Here is a 25402-nt window from a genome sequence, read left to right on the forward strand (position 1 = left end):
CCTTCACTGCGGAACATGAGTAGTCTCGATTCCATGAGGCACCACTCCGGTAGTGAGCGGCGCGCTTCCGTCGCCCCCGAGGTCTGGACAGGCTGTGCACGCAACCGCGTGCAGTGGCTGGCAGCTCTGGGCGGCGCAGCGTGCCTGGCGCTCGGCATCGAGCTCGCCGTTGCTTCCCAGTGGACTTCCGGGATCGCCGCACTGGTGATGTCGGTGGTCGGCTGCATCGCCGCGGGTCTCCTGATCCTTTTCGGGACCCTCGCCTTCGTCCATGTGGCCGTGAAGGTCGACAAGGACTACCTGGAAGTGCGGTGCGGCCACATAGGAGTCCCGCGCCGCCGCATCCTGCTCGCCCACGTGGTGGGTGCCGAGTTCGAGCCCAGTGTCACGCCCCGCCAGTGGGGTGGCTGGGGCTACCGCTGGCGCCCCGAGCAAGGCACCGCCGTCATCGTCCGGCGCGGCGAGGGCGTCGTGCTGATCCTGGGCGACGGCAGGAAGTTCACAGTGACCGTGGACAACGCGGAGTCCGCGGTCCGCGCCATCCACGCCCGGCTGAAACCCACCTCGATGGGCCCCTCGATAGGCCCCATCCTCTGACGGCACCCGCACACTCACACACGGCCGCCCCGGGCACGTTCCGGGGCGGCCGTGGTGCTGTCCGGGGTCTCGTCGCCCCAGGGTCTCGCCGTCGCCACCCCCGCGAGCAGGCCCGCACCCGCCGTGACGGTCGTGAAGCTCAGGGCGTTGCCGAGCGTCGCCAGGCCGGCCAGAGCGGTCAGTGCGGCGCCAGCCGTCAGGACCACCGGCGTAGAGTGCGCCGACCGCCACAGGGCGTACAGGAGCCAGCAGAACACCGCGGCCAGCAGGCAGACGCCCACGAGTCCCTGTTCGGCGGCCAGCTGGAGCGGGGCGGAGTGCGGCTTGCCGTCGGGCAGCAGCGTCTCGCCGACGGTGGGGCTGAGCTCGCCGAAGCGGCCCGGACCCACGCCGAGGCCGGGGTCCGATGCGGTCTGACGCAGCGCGTCCTGCCACAAGAAGATCCGGTGCCGCGTGAGCTGCCCCTCCAGGGATGTGGCGAGTCCCGATGGCAGTACGCCCTTCAGCAGAGCGAGCGCGAGTCCGCCCACCAGCCCGGTCACGACCCCGAGACCGGTGAGGCCGAGGCCCCGTCTGTGCCGCATCCTGACCGACGCGAGGGAGCACAGCAGCACGCCCGTGCACGCGGCGACTCCTGCGACCGACCCGACGGCGGCAGCCGCTGCGACGGTGCCGCCGGCCAGCAGGAACAGGGCCGCGCGCACGGGCAGGCGCCGCGTCGCCCAGGCCGCGCAGCAGGCGGCCCCGGTGGAGAGCGCCAGGAGTGCGGCCGTCGCGCCGGTGCGGCCGAGCGGAGAGCCGGTGTCGGGCACGGGCACCGCGTGCGGGGACGCGAGCGCGAGCCCGAGTCCCGCGAAGGCCGCCGCGCAGGGCGCCGCCATGGGCAGCAGCGCGCCACAGATCCGCCCGCACGCGTAACCCGCCGCCACGGCGAGCACCGCGAGCAGCACGCCCTCGGGTCTGCCCGCGCGGGCGGTCGCGGTGATCAGCGACCAGACGGCGCAGGCCCCGAGCGCGACAACGCCTGCCGCGTCGGCGACAGTGCGCCGCTCGTACTCAGCCGACGGACCGGCCGTCGACGACATCCCCGTGGTCCCCACCACCCCGTCGCCCCCCGACTGTGACGGGCCCCGAGCGTCGTGGCCGGATCCGGCCGTTCCTCGGGGACTGGGGCACACCGTAACGGCTGATGCACCGGTTTGTGGACGGGTTGCGCAGGAACGATGCTGCACGGAGTGGTCCACGCGGCGGGCGCGACCCCCGCGGACCGCCGTGTCGCCCTGCAGGTGACCCGCCGTACACTCCCCGAGTGACCGCCACCGCAACCTCCGTAGACGAGCCGGAACAGCTCGATCCGCAGTCGGCGCCTTCCTCACGATGGGCCCGCCTGCCGCGACGGATCGCTCCGGCCGCCGCCGCGGTGCTCTCCGGAGTGCTGCTGTACGCCGGCTTCCCGCCCCGTGAGCTGTGGTGGCTCGCGCCCCTGGCCCTCGCGCTCTTCGGAGCTTCCGTGTACGGGCGGCGGCTGCGCGCGGGGTTCGGCCTCGGCTTCCTCATGGGTCTCGGCTTCCTCGTGCCGCTCCTGTCGTGGACGGGCGTCGACGTCGGGCCGCTGCCGTGGCTGGCGCTCGCCCTCGCCGAATCGCTGGTCATGTCCCTGGCCGGGCTGGGCATCGCCTACGTCTCGCGGCTGCCGCTGTGGCCGCTGTGGGCCGCGGGCGTGTGGATCGCGGACGAGGCGCTGCGGGCACGCTTCCCGTTCAGCGGCTTCCCCTGGGGCAAGGTCGCGTTCGGTCAGCCCAGTGGCGTGTTCCTGCCGCTCGCCTCGCTGGGCGGGACCCCACTCCTCGGCTTCGCGGTCGTCCTGTGCGGCTTCGGCCTCACCGCTCTCGCGCTGCGCCTCAAGGACGTACGCGGTGTACGTGACCGGGGCGTGGCCCTCGCCGCCGCGTTCACCGTCGCGCCCATCGTCGCCGGAGCGGCCGCGGCGCCTCTCGTCGCCACCGGGGCCGAGGACGGGACCGCGCGCGTCGCCGTCGTCCAGGGCAACGTGCCGCGCATGGGCCTCGACTTCAACTCCCAGCGCCGGGCCGTGCTCGACTACCACGTGCGGGAGACGATGAAGCTCGCCACGAGGATTGAGGCGGGCCAGGTGAAGAAGCCCGACCTCGTGCTGTGGCCGGAGAACTCCTCCGACATCGACCCCTACACCAACCCCGACGCCTACGCCGAGATCGACAAGGCGGCCAAGGCGGTCGGCGCGCCCATCTCCGTCGGCGCCGTCGTCACCCTCAAGGACGGCACGCCCCGCAACCGCCAGATCCTCTGGGACCCCAAGACGGGCCCCGGCGCCGTCTACGACAAGCGGCAGCTCCAGCCGTTCGGCGAGTACATGCCGTACCGCAGCTTCTTCCGCATCTTCAGCAAGGACGTCGACCGCGCGGGCAACTTCGTGGCCGGCAAGAAGCCGGTCGTCTTCGATATGGCGGGCACCAGGATCGGGCCGGTGACCTGCTACGAGGCCGCGTTCGACTCCGTCGTGCGCGACCAGGTGAAGGCCGGCGCGCAGATCCTCTCCGTGCCCAGCAACAACGCCACCTTCGACCGCAGCCAGATGACCTACCAGCAGCTCGCCATGGACCGGGTGCGCGCCGTGGAGCACGGCCGCGCCGTGATGGTGCCGGTGACCAGCGGGGTCAGCGCGGTCATCAGGCCCGACGGATCCGTCGCCCAGCACACCGGCATGTTCGTCGCCGACACCCTGGTTGCCGACGTGCCCAAGCGGACCTCGCTGACCCTCGCCACGCGCCTGGGCGGCTGGCCGGAGCTGCTGCTCGTGGCCGTCGGCGTGGCCGGTCTCGGCTGGGCCGTGGTGCGCTCCCGCCGGGGCGCATCCGCCGCCGGATAGGGTCGCGGGCATGGCTACTCCAGAGTTCATCCGCAAGATCCGGGAAACTGTCGGGCACCAGCTCCTCCTGCTGCCCGGCGTCAGCGCCGTCGTCTTCGACGACGACGGCCGGGTCCTGCTCGGGCGGCGCGCGGACACCGGCAAGTGGGCGGTCCTCGCCGGAATCCCGGAGCCGGGGGAGCAGCCGGCAGAGGCCGCCGTACGCGAGGTGTACGAGGAGACGGGCGTCGAGTGCGTGCCCGAGCGGGTCGTCCTGGTGAAGACCCTCAAGCCGGTGACGTACCCGAACGGCGACCAGTGCCAGTTCACCGACATCTCCTTCCGATGCCGGGCGACCGGCGGCGAGGCCCGGGTCAACGACGACGAGTCCCTCGAGGTGGGCTGGTTCGCGCTGGACTCGCTGCCGCCGCTGGGCGACTTCTGCCTGCTCCGGATCAAGCAGGCGGCCTCCGACGGGCCGACATGGTTCGAGACCATGTCCGAGCGCTGAAGTATGGGTGCTGACCACATCGGGCGGGGCGCGAGCGCTGCCTAGGGTGCGGAGCATGACCGCGCCCAACGCACCCCTCACCGCGCCGCTCGATCTCGGCGGCCGCATCGCACTCGTCACCGGCGCCGCAGGCGGCATCGGCCGCGCCTGCGCGCTGCGGCTCGCCGCGGCCGGGGCCAAGGTCAGAGCGGTGGACCGGGACCGCGAGGGCCTCGACGCGCTGGCCGAGCAGGCCGGCGCCACCCCCGGCGGCATCGAGCCGTACGTCCTCGACCTCACCGACCTGGACGCGGCCGAGGAGTGTGCCGCGGGCGCCGACGTCCTGGTCAACAATGCGGGCATCCAACTGGTGCGCCCCATCGAGGAGTTCCCGCCCGATGTCTTCCACACCGTCCTGACGGTGATGCTGGAGGCGCCCTTCCGGTTGGTCCGCGGCGCTCTGCCGCACATGTACGAGCAGGGCTGGGGGCGCATCGTGAACCTCTCCTCGGTCCACGGCCTGCGTGCCTCCGCGTTCAAGTCCGCGTACGTCGCCGCCAAGCACGGCCTCGAAGGCCTCTCCAAGACCGCCGCGCTCGAAGGCGCTCCGCACGGCGTCACCTCGAACTGCGTGAACCCCTCCTACGTCCGCACGCCGCTGGTCGAGAAGCAGATCGCCGACCAGGCCGCCGCTCACGGCATTCCCGAGGACCGGGTCCTGGCCGAGGTCATGCTCCAGGACAGCGCGCTCAAGCGGCTCATCGAACCCGACGAGGTCGCCGAGGCGGTCGCGTATCTGTGCAGCCCGCAGGCCTCGTTCATCACCGGGACGTCGCTCGTTCTGGACGGCGGCTGGACCGCACACTGATCACCCTCGCGGGTGGCGGTGATTGTCTGATCCATTGAGTTGTCCACAGGGCTGGCGGGGCCGGCCGTACGGCGGGTAATCCTGGTGAGCATGTCGCACGATCCAGCACAGTCCCCGTCAGGCCCCGCGGGCCCTGACCGCCCCGCAGCATCGAGTGCCGAGGCGCCGTTCCTCGAGCTGCTCGCCCGGGGCGCGTCCGCCGACGCCTACGAACAGCCCGTGCTGATCGCCCGCGCCGAGGGCGAGCCGCAGGGGCGGGTCGAAGCGCTCGAACACGCCAAGGGGCTCGCCCTGCGGGTCCGTGCCGACCTCGAAGGCAGGCGCCGCCGCGAGGCGGAGCTGTCCGCACTCTTCGAGACCGCGCACGACCTCGCGGGCCTGCGTGACCTGGGAGCCGTCCTCCAGGCCATCGTGCAGCGCGCCCGCTCCCTCCTCGGCACGGACGTCGCTTATCTGACGCTGAACGACCCGGCCAGAGGTGACACCTACATGCGCGTCACCGAGGGCTCCGTCGCCGCGCGTTTCCAGCAGCTCAGGCTCGGCATGGGCGAGGGGCTCGGCGGACTCGTCGCCCAGACCGCCCGGCCGTACGTCACCACGAACTACGCGCACGACGTCCGCTTCAAGCACACGCGCACCATCGACACCGGTGTTCACGACGAAGGTCTCGTCGCGATCCTGGGCGTGCCCCTGATGCTGGGCCCTCATGTCATCGGCGTGCTGTTCGCCGCGGACCGGCGTGCGCGGGTCTTCGAGCGGGAGCAGATCGCGCTGCTCGGTTCCTTCGCGGCGCTCGCCGCTGCCGCCATCGACACAGCGAACCTGCTCTCGGAGACGCGGGAGGCGCTCGGCGAGCTGGAGCGAGCCAACGAGATCATCCGGGACCGCGGCGACGTCATCGAGCGCGCGTCCGACGTCCACGACCGCCTCGCCGAACTCGTCCTGCGGGGCGGCGGCGTCCACGACGTGGCGGCGGCCGTCTCCCAAGTCCTCGACGGGACCGTGGAGTTCGCCGACGTGGTCACCGCCCCCGACAAACCCCTCGACGCCTCCCGCGCAGACGGGCACGCCGTGCGCGACGGGGACGACTGGGTCGCCGCCGTCGCGGCGGGCGGCGAACTCCTCGGCGCGCTCGTGCTGCGCGGCCACCCGGGACTCGACCCCGTCGACCAGCGCACCCTGGAGCGGGCCGCGATGGTCACCTCGCTCCTGCTCCTCGCCCGGCGCTCCGCCTCCGAGGCCGAACAGCGCGTACGGGGCGAGCTGCTGGACGACCTGCTCGACGCGCGGGACCGTGACCCTCGGCTGCTGAGGGAGCGTGCCGCCCGGCTGCACGCCGATCTGGAAGCCACCCATGTGGTCCTGGCCGCGCGTCTGGAGACCCCGGGCGCCGACGCGGAACAGGAGGCCGCCGCACGGCGCCGCCTGTGGTCCGCCGCGTCCCATCTCGCCGCCATCGGGCACGGTCTCGCCGCCGCGCGCGACGGTGGCACGGTCCTGCTGCTTCCCCTGAGAGCCGCGGACCAGGCCTCCGACCTCGCCCGCCGCACCGCCAAACATCTCTCCTCCGCGGTCCACGAGCAGGTCACCGTCGGCGCGTCGGCGCCCGTGGAAGACCTGACCACCCGCACCGACACCGTCGCGGCCGCCTACGCGGAGGGGCAGCGCTGCCTGGACGCCCTGCGCCTGCTCGGCAGAGCGGGGGAGGGCGCCGCCGCCGAGGACTTCGGCTTCCTCGGCCTGCTCCTCGCTCAGAGTCGCGACATCTCGGGGTTCGTCGAACGCACCATGGGCGAGGTCGTGACGTACGACCGGCGCAGGGGGACCGACCTCGTGCGCACGCTCGACGCGTACTTCGCCTCGGGCATGAGCCCGGCCCGGACCAAGGACGCGCTGCACGTGCACGTGAACACGGTGGCGCAGCGCCTCGAACGCATAGGCCGCCTGCTCGGTCCCGACTGGCAGTCGCCCGCGCGTGCCTTGGAGATCCAACTAGCCTTGCGGCTGCACCGGTTGGCCGGGGCGATATCGGGCTGAGGGCCGCTGCGTGGTGCGCGATGAGCTGTGTGTCGCGTGTCATGAGCTGTGTGTCGTGTGGCCTGCGACGGGAAGGCCCCCGCACTCGGAGTTCGTACGGGGGCCGGGGGAGCGATGGCCGCCGGCTCAGGCGGTGCTTGCGTCCGCCGTGTGGGCCACGGCCGACTTGTCGCCGGCAGTGCTGTCCTCCTCGATATGGGCCAGGTCGCGGTGCCGGGTCTCCTTCGCGACGCCCACGGCGATGAGTGTCAGGACGGCGGCGGCGATCACGTACAGGGCGATGGGGGTGGAGTTGCCGTAGTCCCTGAGGAGCGCCGTGGCGATGAGCGGCGCGGGCGCTCCGGCGGCGACCGAGGCGAACTGGGCGCCGATGGACGCGCCCGAGTAGCGCATCCGCGTCGCGAACATCTCGGAGAAGAAGGCCGCCTGGGGCGCGTACATCGCACCGTGCAGCACGAGGCCCACGGTCACGGCGAGGATCAGGTTCCAGAAACTGCCGGTGTCGATGAGCCGGAAGAACGGGAACATCCACAGGCCCACGCCCGCGGCCCCGAGCAGGTACACGGGCCTGCGGCCGATCCGGTCGGAGAGCGCGCCCCAGGCCGGGATGACCGCGAAGTGCACGGCGGACGCGATGAGTACGGCGTTCAGCGCGGTCTGCTTGGAGACGCCGGCCGACGTGGTGGCGTACACGAGGATGAAGGCGGTGATGACGTAGTAGCTGATGTTCTCGGCCATGCGTGCGCCGATGGCGACGAGGACGTCGCGCCAGTGGTGGCGCAGTACGGCGACGAGCGGCGTCTTCTCGCTCGCGCCGCCCTGCGCGGCCTTGCGCGCCTCGGCCCGGGCCAGCGCCTCCTTGAAGACCGGCGATTCATCGACGGAGAGACGTATCCACAGTCCGACCATGACGAGCACGCCGGACAGCAGGAACGGGATGCGCCAGCCCCACGCGGTGAAGGCGGAGTCGGAGATGAGCGCGGTCAGCAGGGAGAGCACGCCGGTGGCGAGCAGTTGTCCCGCGGGCGCTCCGGTCTGCGGCCAGGAGGCCCAGAAGCCGCGCCGCTCGGCGTCCCCGTGCTCGGAGACGAGGAGCACGGCGCCGCCCCACTCGCCGCCCAGCGCGAAGCCCTGGACGAGGCGGAGCACGGTGAGCAGTACCGGAGCGGCCACGCCGACAGTGCCGTACGTCGGCAGGAGACCGATCGCGAACGTCGCCCCGCCCATCATGAGCAGGCTCAGGACCAGCAGCTTCTTGCGGCCGAGCCGGTCGCCATAGTGCCCGAAGACGAGCGCGCCGATCGGCCGGGCCGCGAAACCGACCGCGTACGTCAGGAACGAGAGGAGCGTGCCGACGAGCGGGTCGGTGTTGGGGAAGAAGAGCTTGTTGAAGACAAGTGCGGCGGCGGAGCCGTAGAGGAAGAAGTCGTACCACTCGATCGTGGTGCCGATGAGGCTCGCGGCGACGATCCGCCTGAGGCTCGCGGGCGGTGGGGGAGCGGTTGCTGCGGAGGCCATGTGGACCACTTCCAGGCGTTGGGCGGGGACGGGTACGTGTCGGCACAAGGTAGAAAGGCGCAGGTCAACGGCACATGTGGTGGGGCACCATAGTTTTGGGCGGTGCTATGCGGGGGGCCACCATGAGGAGACGGTGAACAGCGCCAAGTTCAGCGCGGGTCGGCGTGTCGCGACAGCACGACGCCCACGGGCCCCCGTAGTCACTGGGCCAGGTGGATCAGACTGACCGTCAGCGATCGGGGAGGGCGGATCGGACCCGGCGTCAGGGATGAGGGCTTGGCGGATCAGACCCATCGTCAGGGATCGGGCGGGCGCGGATCCGACCCTGCGTCAGCATTCGGGTGCGACCAGGCCGGTGCATTCGAGGGACCGGGTGCGCGCACACGTGTCGGGGCCGATCGGGTTGTGCCCGCAGCGGCATGAGGGGGCGGAAGCGACGTAATGCCCGTGGCGAAATGCCTGGTCAGGATCTGTAGCTCGCCCTTGGGCCGGGCGGTTGGAGGCCGAGTGGGTGACGGCGTGGCTATCCGCCGGGCGGGCCGCTCGAGTGGTGCGCGGCTCGTATCTGGCTGACGGTGATCACGTCGGGGCCGGGTAATTCGAGCTGACGAAGCGTTAGCGGCCTGGCTGCGGCGGAAGGACTTCGACGATGCGTTCAGCCCGCATGCTCCTCGCTACCGCGACGGCTACGGCCGCAATCGCGATCGCTGCTCCCGGCGCGTACGCCCTCGCCGCCGGCGACTGGAACAACGACGACGACTCCTCATACAGCTCGGACCACGGCCAGGGTGGCGACCACGGCCAGGGTGGCGACCACGGCCAGGGTGGCGACCGCGGTGGTGACCGCGGTGGTGACCGTGGCGGTGACCGTGGCGGTGACCGCGGTGGTGACCGTGGCGGTGACCGCGGTGGTGACCGCGGTGGTGACCGCGGTGGTGACCGTGGTGGCTACGGCAAGGGTGACTCCGAGCGTGACTCCTACGGCTCCGGTCACAACAAGCCCCGTGGTGGCATGCACACCGGTGGTGGCGCGCTCGCCATGGTGAAGGGCGACGACTGGAGCAAGGACGAGAACGGCTCCGGCAAGGGGGACAAGGGCGGTTACGGCAACTCGGACGAGCACGGCTCTGGCAAGGGGGACAAGGGCGGTTACGGCAACTCGGACGAGCACGGCTCTGGCAAGGGGGACAAGGGCGGTTACGGCAACTCGGACGAGCACGGTTCCGGCAAGGGGGACAAGGGCGGTTACGGCAACTCGGACGAGGGCGGCTACGGCAAGGGGAACAAGGGCGGTTACGGCAAGGGTGACTCCGAGCGTGACTCCTACGGCTCCGGCCACGACAAGGCCCGTGGTGGCATGCACACCGGTGGTGGCGCGCTCGCCATGGTGAACGGGGATGACTGGAGCAAGGACGAGGGCGGCTCTGGCAAGGGGGACAAGGGCGGTTACGGCAACTCGGACGAGGGCGGTTCCGGCAACTCGGACGAGGGCGGTTACGGCAAGGGAGACAAGGGCGGTTACGGCAAGGACGACGAGGGCGGTTACGGCAAGGGGGACAAGGGCGGTTACGGCAAGGGGGACAAGGGCGGCTACGGCAAGGGTGACTCCTACGGCTCCGGCCACGACAAGGCCCGTGGTGGCGTGCACACCGGTGGTGGCGCGCTTTCCGTGGTGAAGGGTGACGACTGGAGCAAGGACGAGGGCGGCTCTGGCAAGGGGGACAAGGGCGGTTACGGCAAGGACGACGAGGGCGGCTACGGCAAGGGGGACAAGGGCGGTTACGGCAAGGGTGACTCCTACGGCTCGGGCCACGACAAGCCCCGTGGTGGCATGCACACCGGTGGTGGCGGCCTCGCCACGCCGGGTGTCACGGCAGGTGGTATGGCGATCCTGGCGGTCGCCGCGGCCGGCACGTACGCGATGCGCCGTAAGAGCGCGTCCAACCGTGCTTCCTGACCGATGCCCGTCATAGCGGCCGGGGCCGCCGCGTTTACACGTCGCGGCGGCCCGGCTGGCTTCCCGGCCGGGCTTCCCTGCTGCTCTGTTCCTCTTCGAAGCTCTCGACCCATGGGCGTATGTGCGCATGGGTGCATGTGCGTTGGCGCTCCCAAATCATTTACGCGGTCCCGAACCGCTTGCGCCGGTACCTAACTTTTTGCACTGATCCCGATCTTCCATTCCTTTTCCAGATCTGCTCGCTCCAGTGAGGTGGTGCCAGATGGCAGCGCGGTTGCCTTCCCCCAATCAGACCGAGTCCGTGCCGCCCGAGCGCCGTTTCCGCATCGGCGCGTGGATCGTGTGGTCCGTCGGCATGATCGTCCTGGCGGTGAGTCTGTTCGGCGGTCATGGCGAGTCGTCCGACACTTCCGATTCCTCCGGCGCGTCGCGCCCCGCGGTGGCGCAAGCGCTGCCGTCGCAGGCCGCGCCGCCCTCCCAGGCTGTGCCGCCGTCGCAGGCCGCGCCGCCCTCGCAGGCTGCGCCGCCGTCGCAGGTCGCACCGCCCTCGCAGGCCGTGCCGCCCGCGCCGCCCGCAGCGCCCGCGGCGCCCGTCCCCGTCGGAAAGCATCTGCCGCGGGCCACACCGACGCGGCTGATCATCCCGAAGATCGGTGTGGATGCCCCCTTCACCAGCCTCGCCATCGGCCCCACGGGCCAGCTCCAGCCCCCGCCCGCCGCCAACACGAACCTGGTCGGCTGGCAGGCCGACGGCGTGTCCCCGGGCGAGACGGGTACCTCGATCATCGCCGGGCATGTCGACACGAAGACATCCGCCGCGGTGTTCGCCGGCCTCAGCGCCCTGAAGAAGGGGGACCGTTTCACCGTCAAGAGGGACGACTCGCTCACGGCCTCCTTCGTGGTCGACAGCGTCGAGACGTTCGCGAAGGACAACTTCCCCAACGAGCGCGTGTACGCGGACACGCCTCAGGCCCAGGTCCGGCTGATCACCTGTGCCGGGGCGTACGACCACACGAAGAAGGACTACACCGACAACCTGGTGGTCTTCGCCCATCTCGTCTGAGGTCGGCCGTAGTTGTCAGTTCCGGTCCAGGACGACCGCGAGGGCGTCCGCAGTTCCTTTCCGGGAGCTTGCGACGCCCTTTCGCGCGGCCACGCGCGTGTCTGCTCGCCGCTCCCCGTCAAGAGGGGGTCCGGCTGATCGCCTGTGCGGGGGAGTGAGTACGACCGAGACGAGAAGGACGACACCCACAGCCTGCGGTCTTCGTCCATCTCGTCTGAGGTCGGCCGTAGTTGTCAGTCTCGGTCCAGGATCACCGCGAGGGCGTCCCGCAGTTCCTTGCCGGGCGCCTGCGACGGGCCTTCGGACCGCCACGCGACGAACCCGTCAGGGCGGACAAGGACCGCACCGCCCGGGGCGATGCCGTGGACCTCCGCCCAGTCCACGTCGCCCGCGGGGGACACCTCCGCGTCGGGACCACTGCCGATCCGGTACGAGTCGAGCGGCACGGACAGCCGCTTGGCGATGGCCGTCGCCGCGTCGTGCCAGGCGCCGTCGCCGTTGCCCGAACTCAGGAGCACCAGCGACCGCTCGTACAGGTCGAGGGTGGAGATCCGGGTGCCTGCGCGGTCCAGCCACATGTGGGGCGCGCGGCTCCCGGGCTCGCCCGTCAGCCGCATCCCCTCGGGTACGACCGGCGTCGCAGGATCGGCTCCGAGGACCGCGCCGCGCGGATAGCGGTAGCCCAGCGCGACGTTGAGGATTCCGCCCTTCTTGCCGCCGGGTCCGCCCGCTCCCGGTCCGCCCGGTCCACCAGGTCCGCCCGGTCCGCCGGCTCCCGGTCCGCCAGGTGCGCCGGGGCCCCCAGCTCCACGGCCCCCGGCTTCCGGGCCAGGGGTGTATCCCGGGTGGCTGTGCTCGACCGACCGAGACGACGCGCGAGCGCTCGTCGTCTCAGCGACCGGCCGGCGCTCCAGGTCGTAGGAATCCAGCAGACCGGGGCCTGCCCAGCCACCCACCACGGCGGCCAGCTTCCAGGCGAGGTTGTGCGCGTCCTGGATGCCGGTGTTGGAGCCGAACGCTCCGGTGGGGGACATCTCGTGGGCCGAGTCGCCGGCGAGGAACACCCGGCGGTCCGAGTACCGTTCGGCGACCCTCTCGGCGGCGTGCCAGGCGGCCCGGCCGGTGATCTGCACATCGAGGTCCGGGACTCCGGTGGCCCGCCGGATGTGTTCCGTGCACCGTTCGTCGGTGAACTCCTCGAGCGTCTCCCCGTGCTCGGGATGCCAGGGAGCGTGGAACACCCAGTGCTCACGGTTGTCGACCGGCAGGAGCGCGCCGTCGGCCTCCGGGTTCGTGAGGTAGCACACGATGAAGCGCCGGTCGCCGACGACTTCCGCGAGACCGTGCGAGGTGAACGTCATGCTCACGTTGTGGAACAGGTCGCCCGGACCGCTCTGCCCGATGGCGAGCCGCTCGCGGATGGGGCTGCGCGGGCCGTCCGCCGCGACGAGGTAGTCCGCCCGGACGGTGGTGTGCTCGCCCGTGTCGCGGTTCTTGAGCTGCGCGGTCACACCCTGGTCGTCCTGCTCGAACGACATCAGTTCCGTGTGGAACCGCAGGTCCCCGCCCAGCTCCCGCGCGCTCTCCAGGAGGACCGGCTCGAGGTCGTTCTGGCTGCACAGGCACCATCCGCCGGGGCTGAAGCGGGCGAGCCCGCCACCGGGGTCGATCTCCTTGAACAGCCACTCGCCGGCGTCACCCACCAGGGTCGGCGTCTGCAGGATGCCGTGGTTGTCGGCCAGGACCGACGCGGCGTCCTCGATGCGCTGCTGGATCCCGGCCACCCGGAACAACTCCATCGTGCGCACGTTGTTGCCGCGCCCGCGGGGGTGGATCGACGTGCCCGAGTGGCGCTCCACGAGCATGTGCGGGACGCCGAGACGCCCCAGGAACAGCGAGGTCGACAGACCCACCAGGGAGCCGCCGACAATGAGCACCGGCACGTGCTGAGCGACCTCGGGGTCCTCTTCCGATCGGTTCATTGATTGCCTCCAGCCGCAGCCGCGGGTGAGTCGGGGGTCGGGAGCCCAGTCCATGTCTCACCGGGTCGCTTCGCCCCCCGGCGCACCCGGATGGGTGCCTTGGTCACCCGTACGGCGCCTGCGGTTCGCGCCCCCCGGGGGCGCGATCAACGATCGGCTCATGGCGACCCCGGCATTTCGGACGCGGTGGTCGTTCCTGAACTTCTGTGAAGAAGAGGAGAGGTGTGCCGTATGACCCCTATCTCAGGACGCATATCGCAATCGGCTTTCGACGGCTCCAGGCTGCGAGTGATCCTTCTGCTCGATCTGTACGAGGGAGCCCAGCAGCAGTTCCTGGATGCGTACGAGCACATGCGCAATCAGGTCGCTTCGGTGCCCGGTCACCTCAGTGACCAGCTCTGCCAGTCGATCGAGAACCCCTCGCAGTGGCTCATCACCAGCGAGTGGGAGAGCGCCCCGCCCTTCCTCGCCTGGGTGAACAGCGAGGAGCACGTCGAGACCGTCAGGCCGATGCACAGCTGCGTCAAGGACACCCGCTCGATGCGCTATAGCATCCTCCGGGAGACCAACCCCGCCGACCCGGTCACGCCGGCGCCGGCGGCGGCGAACGCGGTGGCGGCCCGGGTGGGCGACGGCGCAGCGCGCCACGCACTTACTTTCACCGTCAAGCCGGGCTCCGAGTCGAAGGTCGCGGAGATCCTGGCCGGGTATCAGTCGCCCCAGGCCCAGGTCGACGATTCCACGCGCCTGCGCCGTACCTCGCTCTTCATGCACGGCAACCGTGTGGTGCGGGCCGTGGAGGTGGAGGGCGACCTCCTCGCCGCGCTGCGCCACGTCGCCCGTCAGCCCGAGGTGCGGGCGGTCGAGGAAGCCATCAACCCCTACCTCGAACAGCACAGGGACCTGACCGACGACGATTCGGCGCGCGTCTTCTTCACCCGGGCCGCGCTCCCGGCCGTCCACCATGTGGTGTCCGACATTCCGGTGCCGGCCGACCTGCGGCGTCACGCCCTGTTCTACCCGGCCAAGAAGGGCTGCGGGATGGACCTGGCCCGGCTGCTGTCCGAGCAGGACGCGACCGCGGCGGACGACCCGGACAACCCCGTGTACGGCAGCACCGTCTTCCAGCGCGACGACATCGTGGTGCGTCTCATCGACATCACGGGCGAGCTCGACAGCGACCCCGCCGCCTCCCTCGGCCTCAAGGGCGGGAAGAAGAGTGCGGAGCTCGAGCGGCTCCTCGACGGCGCCGCGATCGGCGTCGAGGGCTCCCTGCAGACGGAGCGCAACATCAACCGGCTCCTGTCGCACGCCGACATGATGCCCATCACCGACCGCAGCTCGGCGGGTTCCTGACGGACAACTGCGGGGGTGTCCGAGGGCACGGCCCCGGACGCCACCGCCGCACCCGGAGGTATCAACCATGACCAAGAATCCACGCATCGTGGACCTGAGCGAGACCGAACCCAACCGCCGGCGAGGAGGTGATCTGCGGGCCATGCTCACGCCGGCGACGGTCGGCTCCACCAGCGGCTTCATGGGCCTGGCCCTCGTCCAGCCCGGCGAGCGCATCGGCGAGCACTACCACCCGTACTCGGAGGAGTTCGTCTACGTCGTCAACGGCGCCCTCGAGGTGGACCTGGACGGCGAGACGCATGAACTCCGCCCGGACCAGGGCCTGTTGATCCCGATCAACATGCGCCACCGCTTCCGCAACGTCGGCGACGTGGAGGCCCGTATGGTCTTCCACCTCGGCCCGCTCGCCCCGCGTCCCAGCCTCGGCCACGTCGACACGGAGGTGACCGAGGGCGCCGAATCCGGCCCCGGGTTCATCACCGGCGGCCCGGACCTGTCCGCGCCAGAAAACGGACAGGTGTCCGAGCGAAGTGGGGCCATAAGGTGACCCGGCGGGTGGCTGTCACCGGTGTCGGTGTAGTCGCCCCGGGTGGTATCGGGGCGAGCGCGTTCTGGGACCTTCTGGCCAACGGCCGTACGGCGACCCGAGGCATCACGCTGTTCGACCCGGTGGGCCTGCGCTCGCGCATAGCCGCCGAATGCGACCTGGACCCGCTCGCGCACGGTCTCGACCCGGACCTGGTCGAACACGCCGACCGGTACATCCAGTTCGCGGTCATAGCCGCCGGAGAAGCCGTCAAGGACTCGGGACTCGACACCGGAGTCGAGGACCCCTGGCGCATCGGCGTCTCCCTCGGCAGCGCCATCGGCGGCACCACTCGCCTGGAGCAGGACTACGTGCGGGTCAGCGAGGGCGGGCAGCGGTGGGACGTGGACCACCGCGCGGCCGAACCGAAACTCCACATGGCGTTCTCGCCGAGCACTCTCGCCTCGGTCGTCGCCGAACAGTTCGGTGCCCAGGGCCCGGTGCAGACCGTGTCCACGGGCTGTACCTCCGGGCTCGACGCGGTCGGTTACGCCTTCCACACCATCGAGGAAGGCCGGGCCGACATCTGCATCGCAGGGGCGTCGGACTCGCCGATCTCCCCGATCACGATGGCGTGCTTCGACGCCATCAAGGCGACGTCGCCCAACAACGACGATCCCGCGCACGCCTCCCGCCCCTTCGACGCCGACCGCAACGGCTTCGTGATGGGCGAAGGCGCCGCGGTGCTCGTCCTGGAGGACTACGAGCACGCCCGTGCCCGCGGCGCGCACATCTACTGCGAACTCAGCGGCTACGCCACCTTCGGCAACGCCTACCACATGACCGGTCTGACCAGCGAAGGGCTGGAGATGGCACGCGCGATCGACAGCGCGCTCGACCAGGCCCGTATCGACCCCACGCTGATCGACTACGTCAACGCCCACGGTTCGGGCACCAGACAGAACGACCGCCACGAGACGGCCGCCGTCAAGGTGTCCCTGGGAGCTCACGCGTACGAGACACCCATGAGCTCCATCAAATCCATGGTGGGCCACTCCCTGGGCGCGATCGGCGCGATCGAGGTGGTCGCCTGCGTCCTTGCCATGAAGCACCAGGTGGTACCGCCCACGGCGAACTACGAGACCCCCGACCCCGAGTGCGACCTCGACTACGTACCGCGCACCGCGCGCCCGCGGAAGCTGCGGAACGTGCTCTCCGTCGGCAGCGGATTCGGCGGATTCCAGTCCGCGGTGCTCCTGACGGAACCAGGTGGGAGGACACGATGAGTACGGAACGCGCCCCCGGCGCGGCCATCACCGGAATCGGTGTGATCGCGCCCAACGGACTGCATGCCGACGCCTACTGGAAATCCGTCCGGGAGGGCCTCGGCGCCCTGGACCGGATCACCCACGAGGGATGCCAGGACCTGCCGCTCCGCGTCGGGGGTGAGGTCCGCGGCTTTGATCCCGCGGACCTCATCGAGGAGCGGTTCCTGGTCCAGACGGACCGGTTCACCCACTTCGGGATGGCCGCTGCGGGGCTCGCCCTCGACGACGCCGGGCTCGGCCGCGGTGACCCCGCGGACCCGTACTCCATAGGCGTGGTCACCGCGGCCGGATCCGGCGGCGGTGAGTTCGGGCAGCGGGAGCTCCAGAAGCTGTGGGGTCAGGGCTCGAAATTCGTGGGCCCCTACCAGTCCATCGCCTGGTTCTACGCCGCCAGCACCGGACAGATATCCATCTGGAGCGGCTTCAAGGGGCCGTGCGGAGTGGTCGCGAGCGACGAGGCGGGCGGCCTGGACGCCATCGCACACGCGGCCCGAGACGTGAGCCGCGGAACCGGCGCCATGGTCGTCGGATCCGCCGAGGCGCCCCTCGCCCCGTACTCGATGGTCTGCCAGCTCGGCTACCCCGAGCTCAGCACCGCCGAGGAACCCGACCGCGCCTACCTGCCCTTCACCAAGGGAGCCCGCGGGTTCGCGCCTGCCGAGGGCGGCGCGATGCTCGTCGTCGAGGACGAGTCCCGCGCCCGCGAACGGGGGGCGGACATCCGGGCCGTGGTGGCCGGCCACTCGGCCACCTTCACCGGCGCCTCCCGATGGGAGCAGTCCAGAGAGGGGCTCGCCCGCGCGATCAAGGGCGCCCTCGACGAGGCAGGCTGCGCCCCCGAGGAGATCGACGTCGTGTTCGCCGACGCAATGGGCGTCCCGGCGGCGGACCGCGCCGAGGCGCTGGCCATCGTCGACGCCCTGGGCGCGCACGGCAGCCGCGTTCCCGTCACGGCACCCAAGACGGGTATCGGGCGGGCCTACTGCGCAGCGCCCGTCCTGGACGTCGCGGCCGCCGTGTTCGCCATGGAGAGCGGCCTCGTACCCCCCACCCCCAACGTGTTCGACATCTGCCACGACCTCGACCTGGTGATGTCTCGCGCTCGCCCCGCCGAGCTGCGCACGGCCCTGGTCCTCAGCAGGGGACTCATGGGTTCCAACGCGGCGCTGGTACTGCGCCGCGGTGGCGACTCCGCCCGGTAGGACCGGGCGGGAAGGAGAATCCGCATGATCACCGCAGAACTGACCTTCGAAGAACTGGCCGGCCTGATGAAGAAGGCGGCCGGAGTCACCGTGGACCCCCTGCAGCTCCAGCAGTCGCCGGACTCCCCGTTCGACTCCGTCGGCCTCGACTCGCTCGGCCTGCTCGGCATCGTGGGCGAGCTCGAGAACCGCTCAGGCCAGTCGCTTCCCCCGGACTCGGAGCGCTGCAAGACGCCCCGCGAGTTCCTCGACCTCGTCAACAGCACCCTCAAGAGCAACTCCCTCAAGAACAGCACCCTGAAGGCGGGAGCCTGACATGTCAGGACACACAGAGAACAGCATCACCATCGACGCCCCCCTCGACCTCGTCTGGGACATCACCAACGACATCGAGAAGTGGCCGCAGCTCTTCAGCGAGTACGCGTCCCTCGAAGTGCTCTCCCGCGAGGGCGACAAGACGACCTTCCGCCTGACCATGCACCCGGACGACAACGGGAAGGTCTGGAGCTGGGTCTCGGAGCGCACCGTGGACCGCGCCAAGCAGAGCGTGCGTGCCCGCCGCGTCGAGACCGGTCCCTTCGCGCACATGGACATCCGGTGGGACTACACCGAGACCCCGGAAGGCACCCGTATGGACTGGGTGCAGGACTTCGCGATGAAGCCCGAGGCCCCGGTCGACGACGCCTGGATGACGGAGAACATCAACCGCAACTCCGTCACGCAGATGGGTCTCATCCGCGACCGGATCGAGCGCGTCGCCCGTGACCGGCAGAACGCCGCCGTACCCCGCTGATCGCCCGCACAGGAAGGAAGACCCGATGCATCACGCCCTGATCGTGGCCCGCATGGCGCCCGGTTCGGCGCCGGCGATCTCCGACGTGTTCGCCGCCTCCGACCGAGGCGAGCTCCCGCGCCTGATCGGTGTCAACAGCCGCAGCCTGTTCCAGTTCGGCGACGTGTACCTGCACCTCATCGAATCCGAGGAGGACCCGGCGCCCGCCATCGCACAGGTGGCCGGGCACCCCGAGTTCCGCAATGTCAGCGAGCAGCTGTCGGCGTACGTCAGCGCGTACGACCCGCAGACATGGCGCAGCCCCAAGGACGCCATGGCGCAGCGCTTCTACCACTGGAACCGGAACAACCCCTCCTGACCGAGGGCACGACACAACCCGAGGCCGCCGGTCCCGCGTCAGACGCGGAGCCGGCGGCCTCGGGTTGTGTCCGGAGATTGTGTCCGGAAGTTGTTCCGGGTCAGGCGGGGACGGTGCACTCGAAGGCGTGCAGATACGCGTTGACGGGACGGACCTCGCCGAGGACGAGACCCGCGTCGGTCAGCCGCTCGACCATGCTCAGCCGGGTGTGCTTCGCGCCGCCGACGTTGAGGAGCAGCAGCAGGTCCATGGACGTCGTGAACTTCATCGACGGGGTGTCGTCCACGAGGTTCTCGATGACGATGACGCGGGCACCGGGCCGTGCCGCCTTGCGGACGTTGGCCAGCGCCCTGCGGGTGCTGTCGTCGTCCCACTCCAGGATGTTCTTGATGATGTAGACATCCGCCTGGACGGGGATGTCCTCGCGGCAGTCACCGGCGACGATGCGCACCCGCGAGGCCAGCGAACCGCCCTCGCGCAGGCGCGGATCGGCGTCCTCGACGACACCCGGCAGGTCGAGCAGCGTGCCGTGCATCTCGGGGTGCTTCTCCAGCAGGCTGGCCACGACATGCCCGTGACCGCCGCCGATGTCCGCGACCGAGGCGACGCCCTGCAGATCGAGCAGGTCGGCGACGTCGCGCGCGGACTGCGCGCTGGACGTGGTCATGGCGCGGTTGAACACGTGCGCCGACTCGGGGGCGTCCTGGTTGAGGTAGGTGAAGAACTCCCTGTCGTACACGTCCTCGAAGACGTTGCGGCCGTGGCGCACCGCCTCGTCGAGCTTCGGCCAGACGTTCCAGGTCCACGGCTCGGTGCACCACAGCGCGATGTAGCGCAGGCTGTGCGGGTCGTCCTCGCGCAGGAGCCGGGACATGTCCGTGTGCGCGAACGTGCCGTCCGGGCGTTCCGTGAAGACGCCCTGACTGGACAGTGCGCGCAGCAGCCGGCGCAGCGTCGTCGGCTGGGTCTTCACCGCAGCCGCCAGGTCATCCACGCTCATGGGTGCGTCGCCCAGGGCGTCGGCGACACCCAGTCGGGCGGCCGCGCGCACCGCGGCGGCGCACGCGGCCCCGAAGACCAGCTCCCGTAGGCGCATGGGTGGCTGGGGAGCCTGGTCGACGGGCGGCTGGGGAGCCTGATCAACGGTCGTCATCTGTTGCCTCGCTTCTGCTGGCGTGATGTGTGTGCGGGCATGGTGCGGACGCTCAGCACATTCCGGCGGGCCTGGAGGCCGCACACTCGTTGTCGAGGAACGTGTTGCCCTTGCCCTTGTCCTGGCTGGCCAGGTCAGCCGTGCCGTTGCCCAGCACGAGGTTGTCGCGGATGTCGTTGCGCTGGTTGAGGGCGCCCTGGAAGTTCTTGGCGAGCACGATGCCGCCCGACATCGGGGCCTTGCCCACGTTGTCCTCGACACGGTTGCCGGCCACCAGCGAGTCCTCGACGCCGGTGAGGATGATGCCCGACCCCTGGAGGAAGGGCAGACGCGCGGTCGCGGCGCAGAACTTGTTGTTGGCGTGGACGAAGTTGTCCGTCACCCTCAGCGCCCCGGGGCGCGGCTTGTTCTCGTCACCGACGAGGAACATTGCGGTGCAGTTGCCGGTCGCTTCGTTGCCATCGACGACCACGTTCCGCAGTCGCCGCACCGTGAGGCCGATCCGGTTGCCGAGCAGCCGGTTGTGGATGATCACCGCCTTGGAGTCCAGGGCCCCTTCCTCGGTGGCGACCGTGTTGCCCAGGAACAGCCCGGCGTCGCCGTTGGCCTCGACGGTGTCGTGGCGGAACACCCCGCGCACGGACCTCTCCTGGGCGATGCCCCACTGGCCGTTCTTCTCGGAGGTCACTCTCTCGACCCGGAGGCGATCGGTCCCGGTCGCCCACAGACCGGTCTTCTTGAAACCACGAAGGGTCAGTGAGCGAACGGTGACGTCCGTGACGGGCTTGCTCTTCGTTCCGGTCACGCAGATGCCGTTGCCGGCCTTGGCGCAGGCGCTGTCAGCGGACGCCTTGTCAGGGACGATGACGGTGGACCGGGTGCTCGCGCCCCGCAGCGTCAGTCCGGACACGGAGATGCTGACGCTCTCGTGGTAGGTGCCGGGGGAGACGAAGATGACGTCTCCCGGCTTTGCCGTGTTCACGGCTTTCTGGATCGACTCGCCCGGGTTCACCCGGTGGACCGTACGGCTGCAGGCGGACGGGGCCGCGGCCCCCACCCCCGACGCGACGACGGCCGCAGTGCATACGAGGTACGCAATCTGTCGCTTGGTCATACGGCGAAGCTACGAGCGGGTGTTCCGGCCCGCCACCGCTGATCACCCAGGTGGGCAGCGCCCTACGCTGTGGGTGAGCCGAACGAGCGGAAAAGGGGGCGGCACATGGCCACTTGGGGGCTGATCGTCGAGATGACGGTGGGGACGGGGGAACGCAAGCACATGGAGGCGTCCGTGCTCGGGCATGTGGAGGGCTCGCGGGAACAGGCCCTCGCGGAGCTGGCGGAGCGGATCGGGTGCTATACGCCGGAGCATCCCCGCAGTCCGAAGCGCAGCCGCCTCTTCCGTATCGCCGACGGATACCTGCTCGTCATCGACGGTGCCTGGCAGTCCTTCAGTTCCCGGTTCACGGTCGCGGAGCTGGTGAAGGACAGTGCCGCGCCGCCCGAGCCGCAGCCGCTGCCCGCGCACGCCGGCACCCCGCCCGCCGCTCCGCCCGAGGACGTCGCTCCGGCGGCGGGACCAACTGTCGACCGGTACGAGGACGGGGTGCCGGTGAAACCGGCCTGGCTGGGCCGCACCGACCTGCCGTAACGGCGCGTGCCTACGCGCCCGCGGACACCGGTGAGTCGGTCCGCGCGGCCACCGAATTCTCGGTCGCGGACTTCGGGATCGGACGGTCTTCGCGCAGGGCCTGCCAGACCTGGTGGGACGCCTTGGTCAGTGGCAGGACGCGGCCGGCGTCCTGGGCGTCGTAGCTGACCGGCAGCGTGACCATGTTCATGTGGTCGGGGCTGATGCCCTTCAGGTCCTTGGCCAGGCCGAGCAGTTTGTCCGCGGACGCGAGACCGGAGTCGGCGCTCACGGTCTTGGTCGCGGTGTCGGCGAGCTCGTACGCCCTGGCGGGGTTGCCGACCACGTTGATCGATTCGGCGCGGTGGATCAGTGCCTTGATGAAGGTCTGCTGGAGCTGGATGCGGCCCAGGTCGCTGCCGTCGCCGACGCCGTGCCGGGTCCGCACGAGCGCCAGGGCCTGCTCGCCCTTGAGGGTGTGCTTGCCGGCGCTCAGGGACAGGTGGCTGCTGGCGTCCTTGATGGCCCGGTGGGTGGTGACGTCGACACCGCCGAGCTCGTCGACGAACTTCTGGAAGCCCTTGAAGTCGACCTCGAGGTAGTGGTCCATGCGGACGCCGGACATCTTCTCCACCGTCTTCACGGTGCAGGCGGGGCCGCCCACCTGGTACGCCGCGTTGAACATCGCCTGATGTTCGCCCGGCGCCGTGCCGCCCGACGGCTTCGCGCACCGCGGCCGGTCGACCATCGTGTCGCGGGGGATGCTGACGACGGAGGCCATTTTGTGGCTCTTGTCGACGTGCAGCACCATCGCCGTGTCCGAGCGGGCGCCGGTGACGCCCTTGCCGTACTTGCCGTGTGTACCGGCGCGTGAGTCGGAGCCGAGGAGGAGGATGTTCATCGACCCGTCGTGGCCCGCGTCCGGGCGGTTCTTGCCCAGTGCGGCGTTGATGTCCGTGCCCTGGAGATTCCCGTTCAGGTGCGACCAGGCGTAGGCGACACCGCCGCCGCCGACGAGGACGGCTCCGAGCGCGGTGTACGTGATGACGCGCAGCCGCCTCTTGCGTGACCTGCCGCGTGAGCGGTGCAGGTTCGCGGACCCGTAGCCAGGGTGGTCAAGGGCATCGGCTGAGGGCGTGCGCCGTTCGTCTCCGCTGGTGTGCGGCATGGGGGCTGCCCTCCGTTCGATGGTGAGGTGTGCCGTGGATCAGTTGAGGCGTGTACTTACGACGGCTCAGTACGCGGAGTTGACGTTGTCGATGGAGCCGTACTTGTCGGCGGCGTAGTTGGCGGCCGCGGTGATGTTGGCGACCGGGTCCGTGAGGCTCTTCGAGGTGCCGGAGACGTGGTAGGCGTCGAAGGTCGGCTGGATGACCTGCAGCAGACCCTTCGAGGGGATGCCGTTGACCGCGTTGACGTCCCAGCCGTTGACGGCGTTCGGGTTGCCGGAGGACTCACGCATGATGTTGCGGTGCAGGCCCTCGTAAGAGCCGGGGATGCCCTTCTTCTTCATGATCGAGAGGGCTTCCTTGATCCAGCCGTCCAGGTTGTTCGCGTAGCCGGCCTTCTTGGTCGACAGCGAGTGAGCGGCCTTCGGCGCCGCGGTGGGCTCGGCGGCCTGCGCGGGGGACGGGGCGAAGGTCAGCGCGGCACCCGCGAGACCGGCGGCGGCCAGGACCGTGACGGTGGCGCGCTTGAAGGCGGTGGGGCGGGCGACAGCGGTGATCGGGGTGGAGAAAGCCATGCGGGATTACCTCTTCATGTTCATGCGGACGTCGTAAGCGCCGAACAGAGCGGGGGCGCCCGGACCGGAGTGGGGATCCGTGTCCTGACCCGGGGGATCGGAACGAGCACCGTCGCTCGTGTACCGACCTGCTCTCCGGGACGTCAGCCATGGTTAGCGATGCCCGAGAGGGGGCGCAAGGATGTGACGTACTACCCCACTACGGAGGAATGTCCGAAATGATCGGACGGGGTGCCTCACTGTGGTCCGTCGGGCGGCTCGGCTCGCTACTACCGCCCCTAGTATGTGATCTGGCCCCTATGGGGCGCCTCACAGCCTCGACCCCGTTCAAGTGACCCGGGCCACGCGTACAGCCCCCTCTGGAAGCGGTCCGGACGCTCGCTGCCCGAGGAAAGAACGGGAGTCTCCGCATCGGTGCGTAAGCGGGAACCTCCGCATCGGTGCGTAAGAAGAAGGTCCTCTCGGCCGGGGGCATGGCCGGCGCCGACCGGCCGCGGGTGCGCGGAGCCGTCACCGCCGCCCCGGGCGCCACCACGGAGCGCCGGGCCTACCACGCCGATCGGCCCGACGAATCCATGAGGGGGGTCTGTCTCCGCCGACGGATGATCAATAACCTGGTGGGCGTTGCCTGTTACTGACCGAGGGAGCTTCATGTCCACCGCACAGGTCCCCGACATACTGTCGCCGGAGTTCGCCGAGAATCCGTACCCGGCCTACGCGGCCATGCGTGAGCACTCTCCGCTCATCTGGCATGAGGCCACGCAGAGTTACGTCATCTCGCGGTACGCCGATGTGGAGCGCGTCTTCAAGGACAAGGAGTCGCAGTTCACGACCGACAACTACAACTGGCAGATCGAGCCGGTGCACGGCAAGACGATCCTGCAGCTCAGCGGGCGGGAGCACGCGGTCCGCCGCGCCCTCGTCGCACCGGCGTTCCGTGGCAGTGACCTCCAGGAGAAGTTCCTGCCGGTCATCGAGCGCAACTCCCGCGAACTGATCGACACGTTCCGCGCCACCGGCTCCGTCGACCTCGTGGACGCGTACGCCACCCGCTTCCCCGTCAACGTGATCGCCGACATGCTGGGCCTGGACAAGGCGGACCACGCGCGCTTCCACGGCTGGTACACCACCGTCATCGCGTTCCTCGGCAACCTGTCCGGCGACAAGGACGTCGCGGCGGCCGGTGAGCGCACCCGCGTCGAGTTCGCCGAGTACATGATCCCGATCATCCGGCAGCGCCGGGACGACCTCGGTGACGACCTGCTCTCCTCGCTCTGCGCCGCCGAGGTCGACGGCGTCCGCATGAGCGACGAGGACATCAAGGCGTTCTGCAGCCTGCTCCTCGCGGCCGGTGGCGAGACCACCGACAAGGCCATCGCCAGCATCTTCGCCAACCTGCTCACCCACCCCGAGCAGCTCGACGCCGTCCGCGAGGACCGCACGCTGGTCGCCCGCGCCTTCGCCGAGACGCTGCGTTACACCCCGCCGGTCCACATGATCATGCGCCAGTCGGCGACAGAGGTGGAGGTGAGTGGCGGCACGATCCCCGCGGGAGCGACCGTCACCTGCCTGATCGGCGCCGCCAACCGCGACGCGGACCGCTACGCGGAGCCCGACCGTTTCGACATCTTCCGCAAGGACCTCACCGCCACGAACGCGTTCTCGGCGGCGGCCGACCATCTGTCCTTCGCGCTCGGCCGCCACTTCTGCGTCGGCGCGCTGCTGGCCAAGGCCGAGGTCGAGATCGGCGTCGGTCAGCTCCTCGACGCGATGCCCGGCCTGCGGCTCGCCGACGGGTTCGACCCGGTGGAACAAGGCGTGTTCACCCGGGGCCCGCAGTCCCTGCCGGTGCAGTTCACCCCTGTCACGGCCTGAACCACGCGTCCGGGAGCGGTGGTTGACCGGTCCCGGACGCT

24 protein-coding genes are annotated in these 25402 nt (G+C 70.2%); 16 read left to right on the forward strand and 8 right to left on the reverse strand.

The genetic code is table 11. The features are described 5' to 3' along the window. Positions 1-33: 33 nt before the first annotated feature. Positions 34-597: a hypothetical protein gene (locus AC07EJ_RS20850; RefSeq protein ID WP_478884684.1), complete on the forward strand. Its 564-nt coding sequence runs from the start codon at positions 34-36 to the stop codon at positions 595-597. Positions 598-611: 14 nt separating this feature from the next. Here the strand turns inward: AC07EJ_RS20850 and AC07EJ_RS20855 are convergent, their stop codons facing one another. Beyond that, on the reverse strand, positions 612-1682 hold the full coding sequence (locus tag AC07EJ_RS20855) for an O-antigen ligase family protein (protein ID WP_478884685.1): 1071 nt from the start codon (positions 1680-1682) through the stop codon (positions 612-614). A gap of 224 nt (positions 1683-1906) precedes the next feature. Here AC07EJ_RS20855 and lnt point away from each other — a divergent pair, with 224 nt between their 5' ends. The 4 genes from lnt (at position 1907) to AC07EJ_RS20875 (ending at position 6879) form a co-directional block, all read left to right on the forward strand. Further along, positions 1907-3505, forward strand: coding sequence for an apolipoprotein N-acyltransferase (lnt, locus tag AC07EJ_RS20860; protein ID WP_478884686.1), 1599 nt, complete (start codon positions 1907-1909; stop codon positions 3503-3505). Positions 3506-3515: 10 nt separating this feature from the next. Next, the gene (locus AC07EJ_RS20865; RefSeq protein ID WP_478884687.1) at positions 3516-3995 is read left to right on the forward strand and encodes an NUDIX hydrolase; all 480 of its coding nucleotides are present in this window, start codon (positions 3516-3518) and stop codon (positions 3993-3995) included. Positions 3996-4050: 55 nt separating this feature from the next. Beyond that, positions 4051-4842, forward strand: coding sequence for a 3-hydroxybutyrate dehydrogenase (locus tag AC07EJ_RS20870; protein WP_393581705.1), 792 nt, complete (start codon positions 4051-4053; stop codon positions 4840-4842). Between the two features lie 90 nt (positions 4843-4932). Continuing rightward, a complete protein-coding gene (locus AC07EJ_RS20875; protein WP_478884688.1) occupies positions 4933-6879 on the forward strand; it encodes a helix-turn-helix domain-containing protein in 1947 nt (648 codons plus the stop codon). Between the two features lie 126 nt (positions 6880-7005). On the opposite strand, the gene AC07EJ_RS20880 is transcribed toward AC07EJ_RS20875, so the two are convergent. Together AC07EJ_RS20880 and AC07EJ_RS20885 are read right to left on the reverse strand one after the other, a co-directional pair. After that, a complete protein-coding gene (locus tag AC07EJ_RS20880) occupies positions 7006-8397 on the reverse strand; it encodes an MFS transporter (protein ID WP_478884689.1) in 1392 nt (463 codons plus the stop codon). 763 nt (positions 8398-9160) lie between these two features. Next, a complete protein-coding gene (locus AC07EJ_RS20885; protein WP_478884690.1) occupies positions 9161-9391 on the reverse strand; it encodes a hypothetical protein in 231 nt (76 codons plus the stop codon). An 18-nt stretch (positions 9392-9409) separates the two neighbouring features. Between AC07EJ_RS20885 and AC07EJ_RS20890 the strand changes: the two genes are divergently transcribed. Together AC07EJ_RS20890 and AC07EJ_RS20895 are read left to right on the forward strand one after the other, a co-directional pair. Beyond that, positions 9410-10354, forward strand: a complete 945-nt coding sequence (locus tag AC07EJ_RS20890) for a hypothetical protein (RefSeq protein ID WP_478884691.1) — start codon at positions 9410-9412, stop codon at positions 10352-10354. 262 nt (positions 10355-10616) lie between these two features. Continuing rightward, positions 10617-11417, forward strand: a complete 801-nt coding sequence (locus AC07EJ_RS20895; RefSeq protein ID WP_389484855.1) for a class F sortase — start codon at positions 10617-10619, stop codon at positions 11415-11417. Positions 11418-11650: 233 nt separating this feature from the next. Here the strand turns inward: AC07EJ_RS20895 and AC07EJ_RS20900 are convergent, their stop codons facing one another. Further along, positions 11651-13399, reverse strand: a complete 1749-nt coding sequence (locus AC07EJ_RS20900) for an FAD-dependent oxidoreductase (RefSeq protein WP_389484856.1) — start codon at positions 13397-13399, stop codon at positions 11651-11653. A gap of 231 nt (positions 13400-13630) precedes the next feature. On the opposite strand from AC07EJ_RS20900, the gene AC07EJ_RS20905 reads away from it, so the two are divergent. The 7 genes from AC07EJ_RS20905 (at position 13631) to AC07EJ_RS20935 (ending at position 18962) form a co-directional block, all read left to right on the forward strand. Then, complete coding sequence (locus AC07EJ_RS20905) at positions 13631-14755, forward strand: SchA/CurD-like domain-containing protein (protein WP_389484857.1); 1125 nt, start codon at positions 13631-13633, stop codon at positions 14753-14755. Between the two features lie 67 nt (positions 14756-14822). Beyond that, positions 14823-15302 (forward strand): cupin domain-containing protein, encoded by a 480-nt coding sequence (locus AC07EJ_RS20910; RefSeq protein WP_389484859.1) that lies wholly within the window; start codon positions 14823-14825, stop codon positions 15300-15302. Next, positions 15299-16567 (forward strand): beta-ketoacyl-[acyl-carrier-protein] synthase family protein, encoded by a 1269-nt coding sequence (locus tag AC07EJ_RS20915; RefSeq protein WP_389484860.1) that lies wholly within the window; start codon positions 15299-15301, stop codon positions 16565-16567. The genes AC07EJ_RS20910 and AC07EJ_RS20915 overlap by 4 nt, the downstream gene beginning before the upstream one ends. Further along, on the forward strand, positions 16564-17811 hold the full coding sequence (locus AC07EJ_RS20920) for a ketosynthase chain-length factor (protein WP_478884692.1): 1248 nt from the start codon (positions 16564-16566) through the stop codon (positions 17809-17811). Before AC07EJ_RS20915 ends, AC07EJ_RS20920 begins: the two co-directional genes overlap by 4 nt. Positions 17812-17835: 24 nt before the next feature. Then, positions 17836-18126 carry an acyl carrier protein gene (locus AC07EJ_RS20925; RefSeq protein ID WP_389484864.1) on the forward strand — a complete coding sequence of 97 codons (291 nt, stop codon included), beginning with the start codon at positions 17836-17838 and terminating at the stop codon, positions 18124-18126. A 1-nt stretch (position 18127) separates the two neighbouring features. Continuing rightward, on the forward strand, positions 18128-18604 hold the full coding sequence (locus tag AC07EJ_RS20930; RefSeq protein ID WP_389484866.1) for an SRPBCC family protein: 477 nt from the start codon (positions 18128-18130) through the stop codon (positions 18602-18604). Positions 18605-18629: 25 nt separating this feature from the next. Next, positions 18630-18962, forward strand: a complete 333-nt coding sequence (locus AC07EJ_RS20935; protein ID WP_389484867.1) for a TcmI family type II polyketide cyclase — start codon at positions 18630-18632, stop codon at positions 18960-18962. 100 nt (positions 18963-19062) lie between these two features. On the opposite strand, the gene AC07EJ_RS20940 is transcribed toward AC07EJ_RS20935, so the two are convergent. After that, positions 19063-20115, reverse strand: a complete 1053-nt coding sequence (locus tag AC07EJ_RS20940) for a methyltransferase (RefSeq protein WP_389484869.1) — start codon at positions 20113-20115, stop codon at positions 19063-19065. A gap of 52 nt (positions 20116-20167) precedes the next feature. Then, positions 20168-21229: a right-handed parallel beta-helix repeat-containing protein gene (locus AC07EJ_RS20945; RefSeq protein WP_389484871.1), complete on the reverse strand. Its 1062-nt coding sequence runs from the start codon at positions 21227-21229 to the stop codon at positions 20168-20170. A gap of 105 nt (positions 21230-21334) precedes the next feature. Here AC07EJ_RS20945 and AC07EJ_RS20950 point away from each other — a divergent pair, with 105 nt between their 5' ends. Continuing rightward, positions 21335-21763, forward strand: a complete 429-nt coding sequence (locus AC07EJ_RS20950; protein WP_389484873.1) for a hypothetical protein — start codon at positions 21335-21337, stop codon at positions 21761-21763. A gap of 10 nt (positions 21764-21773) precedes the next feature. Here AC07EJ_RS20950 and AC07EJ_RS20955 read toward each other — a convergent pair whose 3' ends face one another. After that, complete coding sequence (locus AC07EJ_RS20955) at positions 21774-22910, reverse strand: LCP family protein (RefSeq protein ID WP_478884693.1); 1137 nt, start codon at positions 22908-22910, stop codon at positions 21774-21776. A gap of 66 nt (positions 22911-22976) precedes the next feature. Further along, entirely contained in the window at positions 22977-23486 is a 510-nt protein-coding gene (locus AC07EJ_RS20960) for a transglycosylase SLT domain-containing protein (protein ID WP_389484877.1), read from the reverse strand. Between the two features lie 651 nt (positions 23487-24137). Between AC07EJ_RS20960 and AC07EJ_RS20965 the strand changes: the two genes are divergently transcribed. Beyond that, the gene (locus AC07EJ_RS20965; protein WP_389484878.1) at positions 24138-25361 is read left to right on the forward strand and encodes a cytochrome P450; all 1224 of its coding nucleotides are present in this window, start codon (positions 24138-24140) and stop codon (positions 25359-25361) included. The last annotated feature ends 41 nt before the right edge of the window (positions 25362-25402 follow it).

It is taken from the genome of Streptomyces sp. NPDC045026, from assembly GCF_056432625.1.

Bases quoted from the DNA above. Each gene is read 5' to 3' on its own strand.
- AC07EJ_RS20850 (WP_478884684.1), top strand. From the start codon at position 34: ATGAGGCACCACTCCGGTAGTGAGCGGCGCGCTTCCGTCGCCCCCGAG.
- AC07EJ_RS20855 (WP_478884685.1), bottom strand. From the start codon at position 1,682: ATGTCGTCGACGGCCGGTCCGTCGGCTGAGTACGAGCGGCGCACTGTC.
- AC07EJ_RS20865 (WP_478884687.1), top strand. From the start codon at position 3,516: ATGGCTACTCCAGAGTTCATCCGCAAGATCCGGGAAACTGTCGGGCAC.
- AC07EJ_RS20870 (WP_393581705.1), top strand. From the start codon at position 4,051: ATGACCGCGCCCAACGCACCCCTCACCGCGCCGCTCGATCTCGGCGGC.
- AC07EJ_RS20875 (WP_478884688.1), top strand. From the start codon at position 4,933: ATGTCGCACGATCCAGCACAGTCCCCGTCAGGCCCCGCGGGCCCTGAC.
- AC07EJ_RS20880 (WP_478884689.1), bottom strand. From the start codon at position 8,397: ATGGCCTCCGCAGCAACCGCTCCCCCACCGCCCGCGAGCCTCAGGCGG.
- AC07EJ_RS20890 (WP_478884691.1), top strand. From the start codon at position 9,410: ATGCACACCGGTGGTGGCGCGCTCGCCATGGTGAAGGGCGACGACTGG.
- AC07EJ_RS20895 (WP_389484855.1), top strand. From the start codon at position 10,617: ATGGCAGCGCGGTTGCCTTCCCCCAATCAGACCGAGTCCGTGCCGCCC.
- AC07EJ_RS20900 (WP_389484856.1), bottom strand. From the start codon at position 13,399: ATGAACCGATCGGAAGAGGACCCCGAGGTCGCTCAGCACGTGCCGGTG.
- AC07EJ_RS20905 (WP_389484857.1), top strand. From the start codon at position 13,631: ATGACCCCTATCTCAGGACGCATATCGCAATCGGCTTTCGACGGCTCC.
- AC07EJ_RS20910 (WP_389484859.1), top strand. From the start codon at position 14,823: ATGACCAAGAATCCACGCATCGTGGACCTGAGCGAGACCGAACCCAAC.
- AC07EJ_RS20920 (WP_478884692.1), top strand. From the start codon at position 16,564: ATGAGTACGGAACGCGCCCCCGGCGCGGCCATCACCGGAATCGGTGTG.
- AC07EJ_RS20925 (WP_389484864.1), top strand. From the start codon at position 17,836: ATGATCACCGCAGAACTGACCTTCGAAGAACTGGCCGGCCTGATGAAG.
- AC07EJ_RS20930 (WP_389484866.1), top strand. From the start codon at position 18,128: ATGTCAGGACACACAGAGAACAGCATCACCATCGACGCCCCCCTCGAC.
- AC07EJ_RS20935 (WP_389484867.1), top strand. From the start codon at position 18,630: ATGCATCACGCCCTGATCGTGGCCCGCATGGCGCCCGGTTCGGCGCCG.
- AC07EJ_RS20940 (WP_389484869.1), bottom strand. From the start codon at position 20,115: ATGACGACCGTTGATCAGGCTCCCCAGCCGCCCGTCGACCAGGCTCCC.
- AC07EJ_RS20945 (WP_389484871.1), bottom strand. From the start codon at position 21,229: ATGACCAAGCGACAGATTGCGTACCTCGTATGCACTGCGGCCGTCGTC.
- AC07EJ_RS20950 (WP_389484873.1), top strand. From the start codon at position 21,335: ATGGCCACTTGGGGGCTGATCGTCGAGATGACGGTGGGGACGGGGGAA.
- AC07EJ_RS20955 (WP_478884693.1), bottom strand. From the start codon at position 22,910: ATGCCGCACACCAGCGGAGACGAACGGCGCACGCCCTCAGCCGATGCC.
- AC07EJ_RS20960 (WP_389484877.1), bottom strand. From the start codon at position 23,486: ATGGCTTTCTCCACCCCGATCACCGCTGTCGCCCGCCCCACCGCCTTC.
- AC07EJ_RS20965 (WP_389484878.1), top strand. From the start codon at position 24,138: ATGTCCACCGCACAGGTCCCCGACATACTGTCGCCGGAGTTCGCCGAG.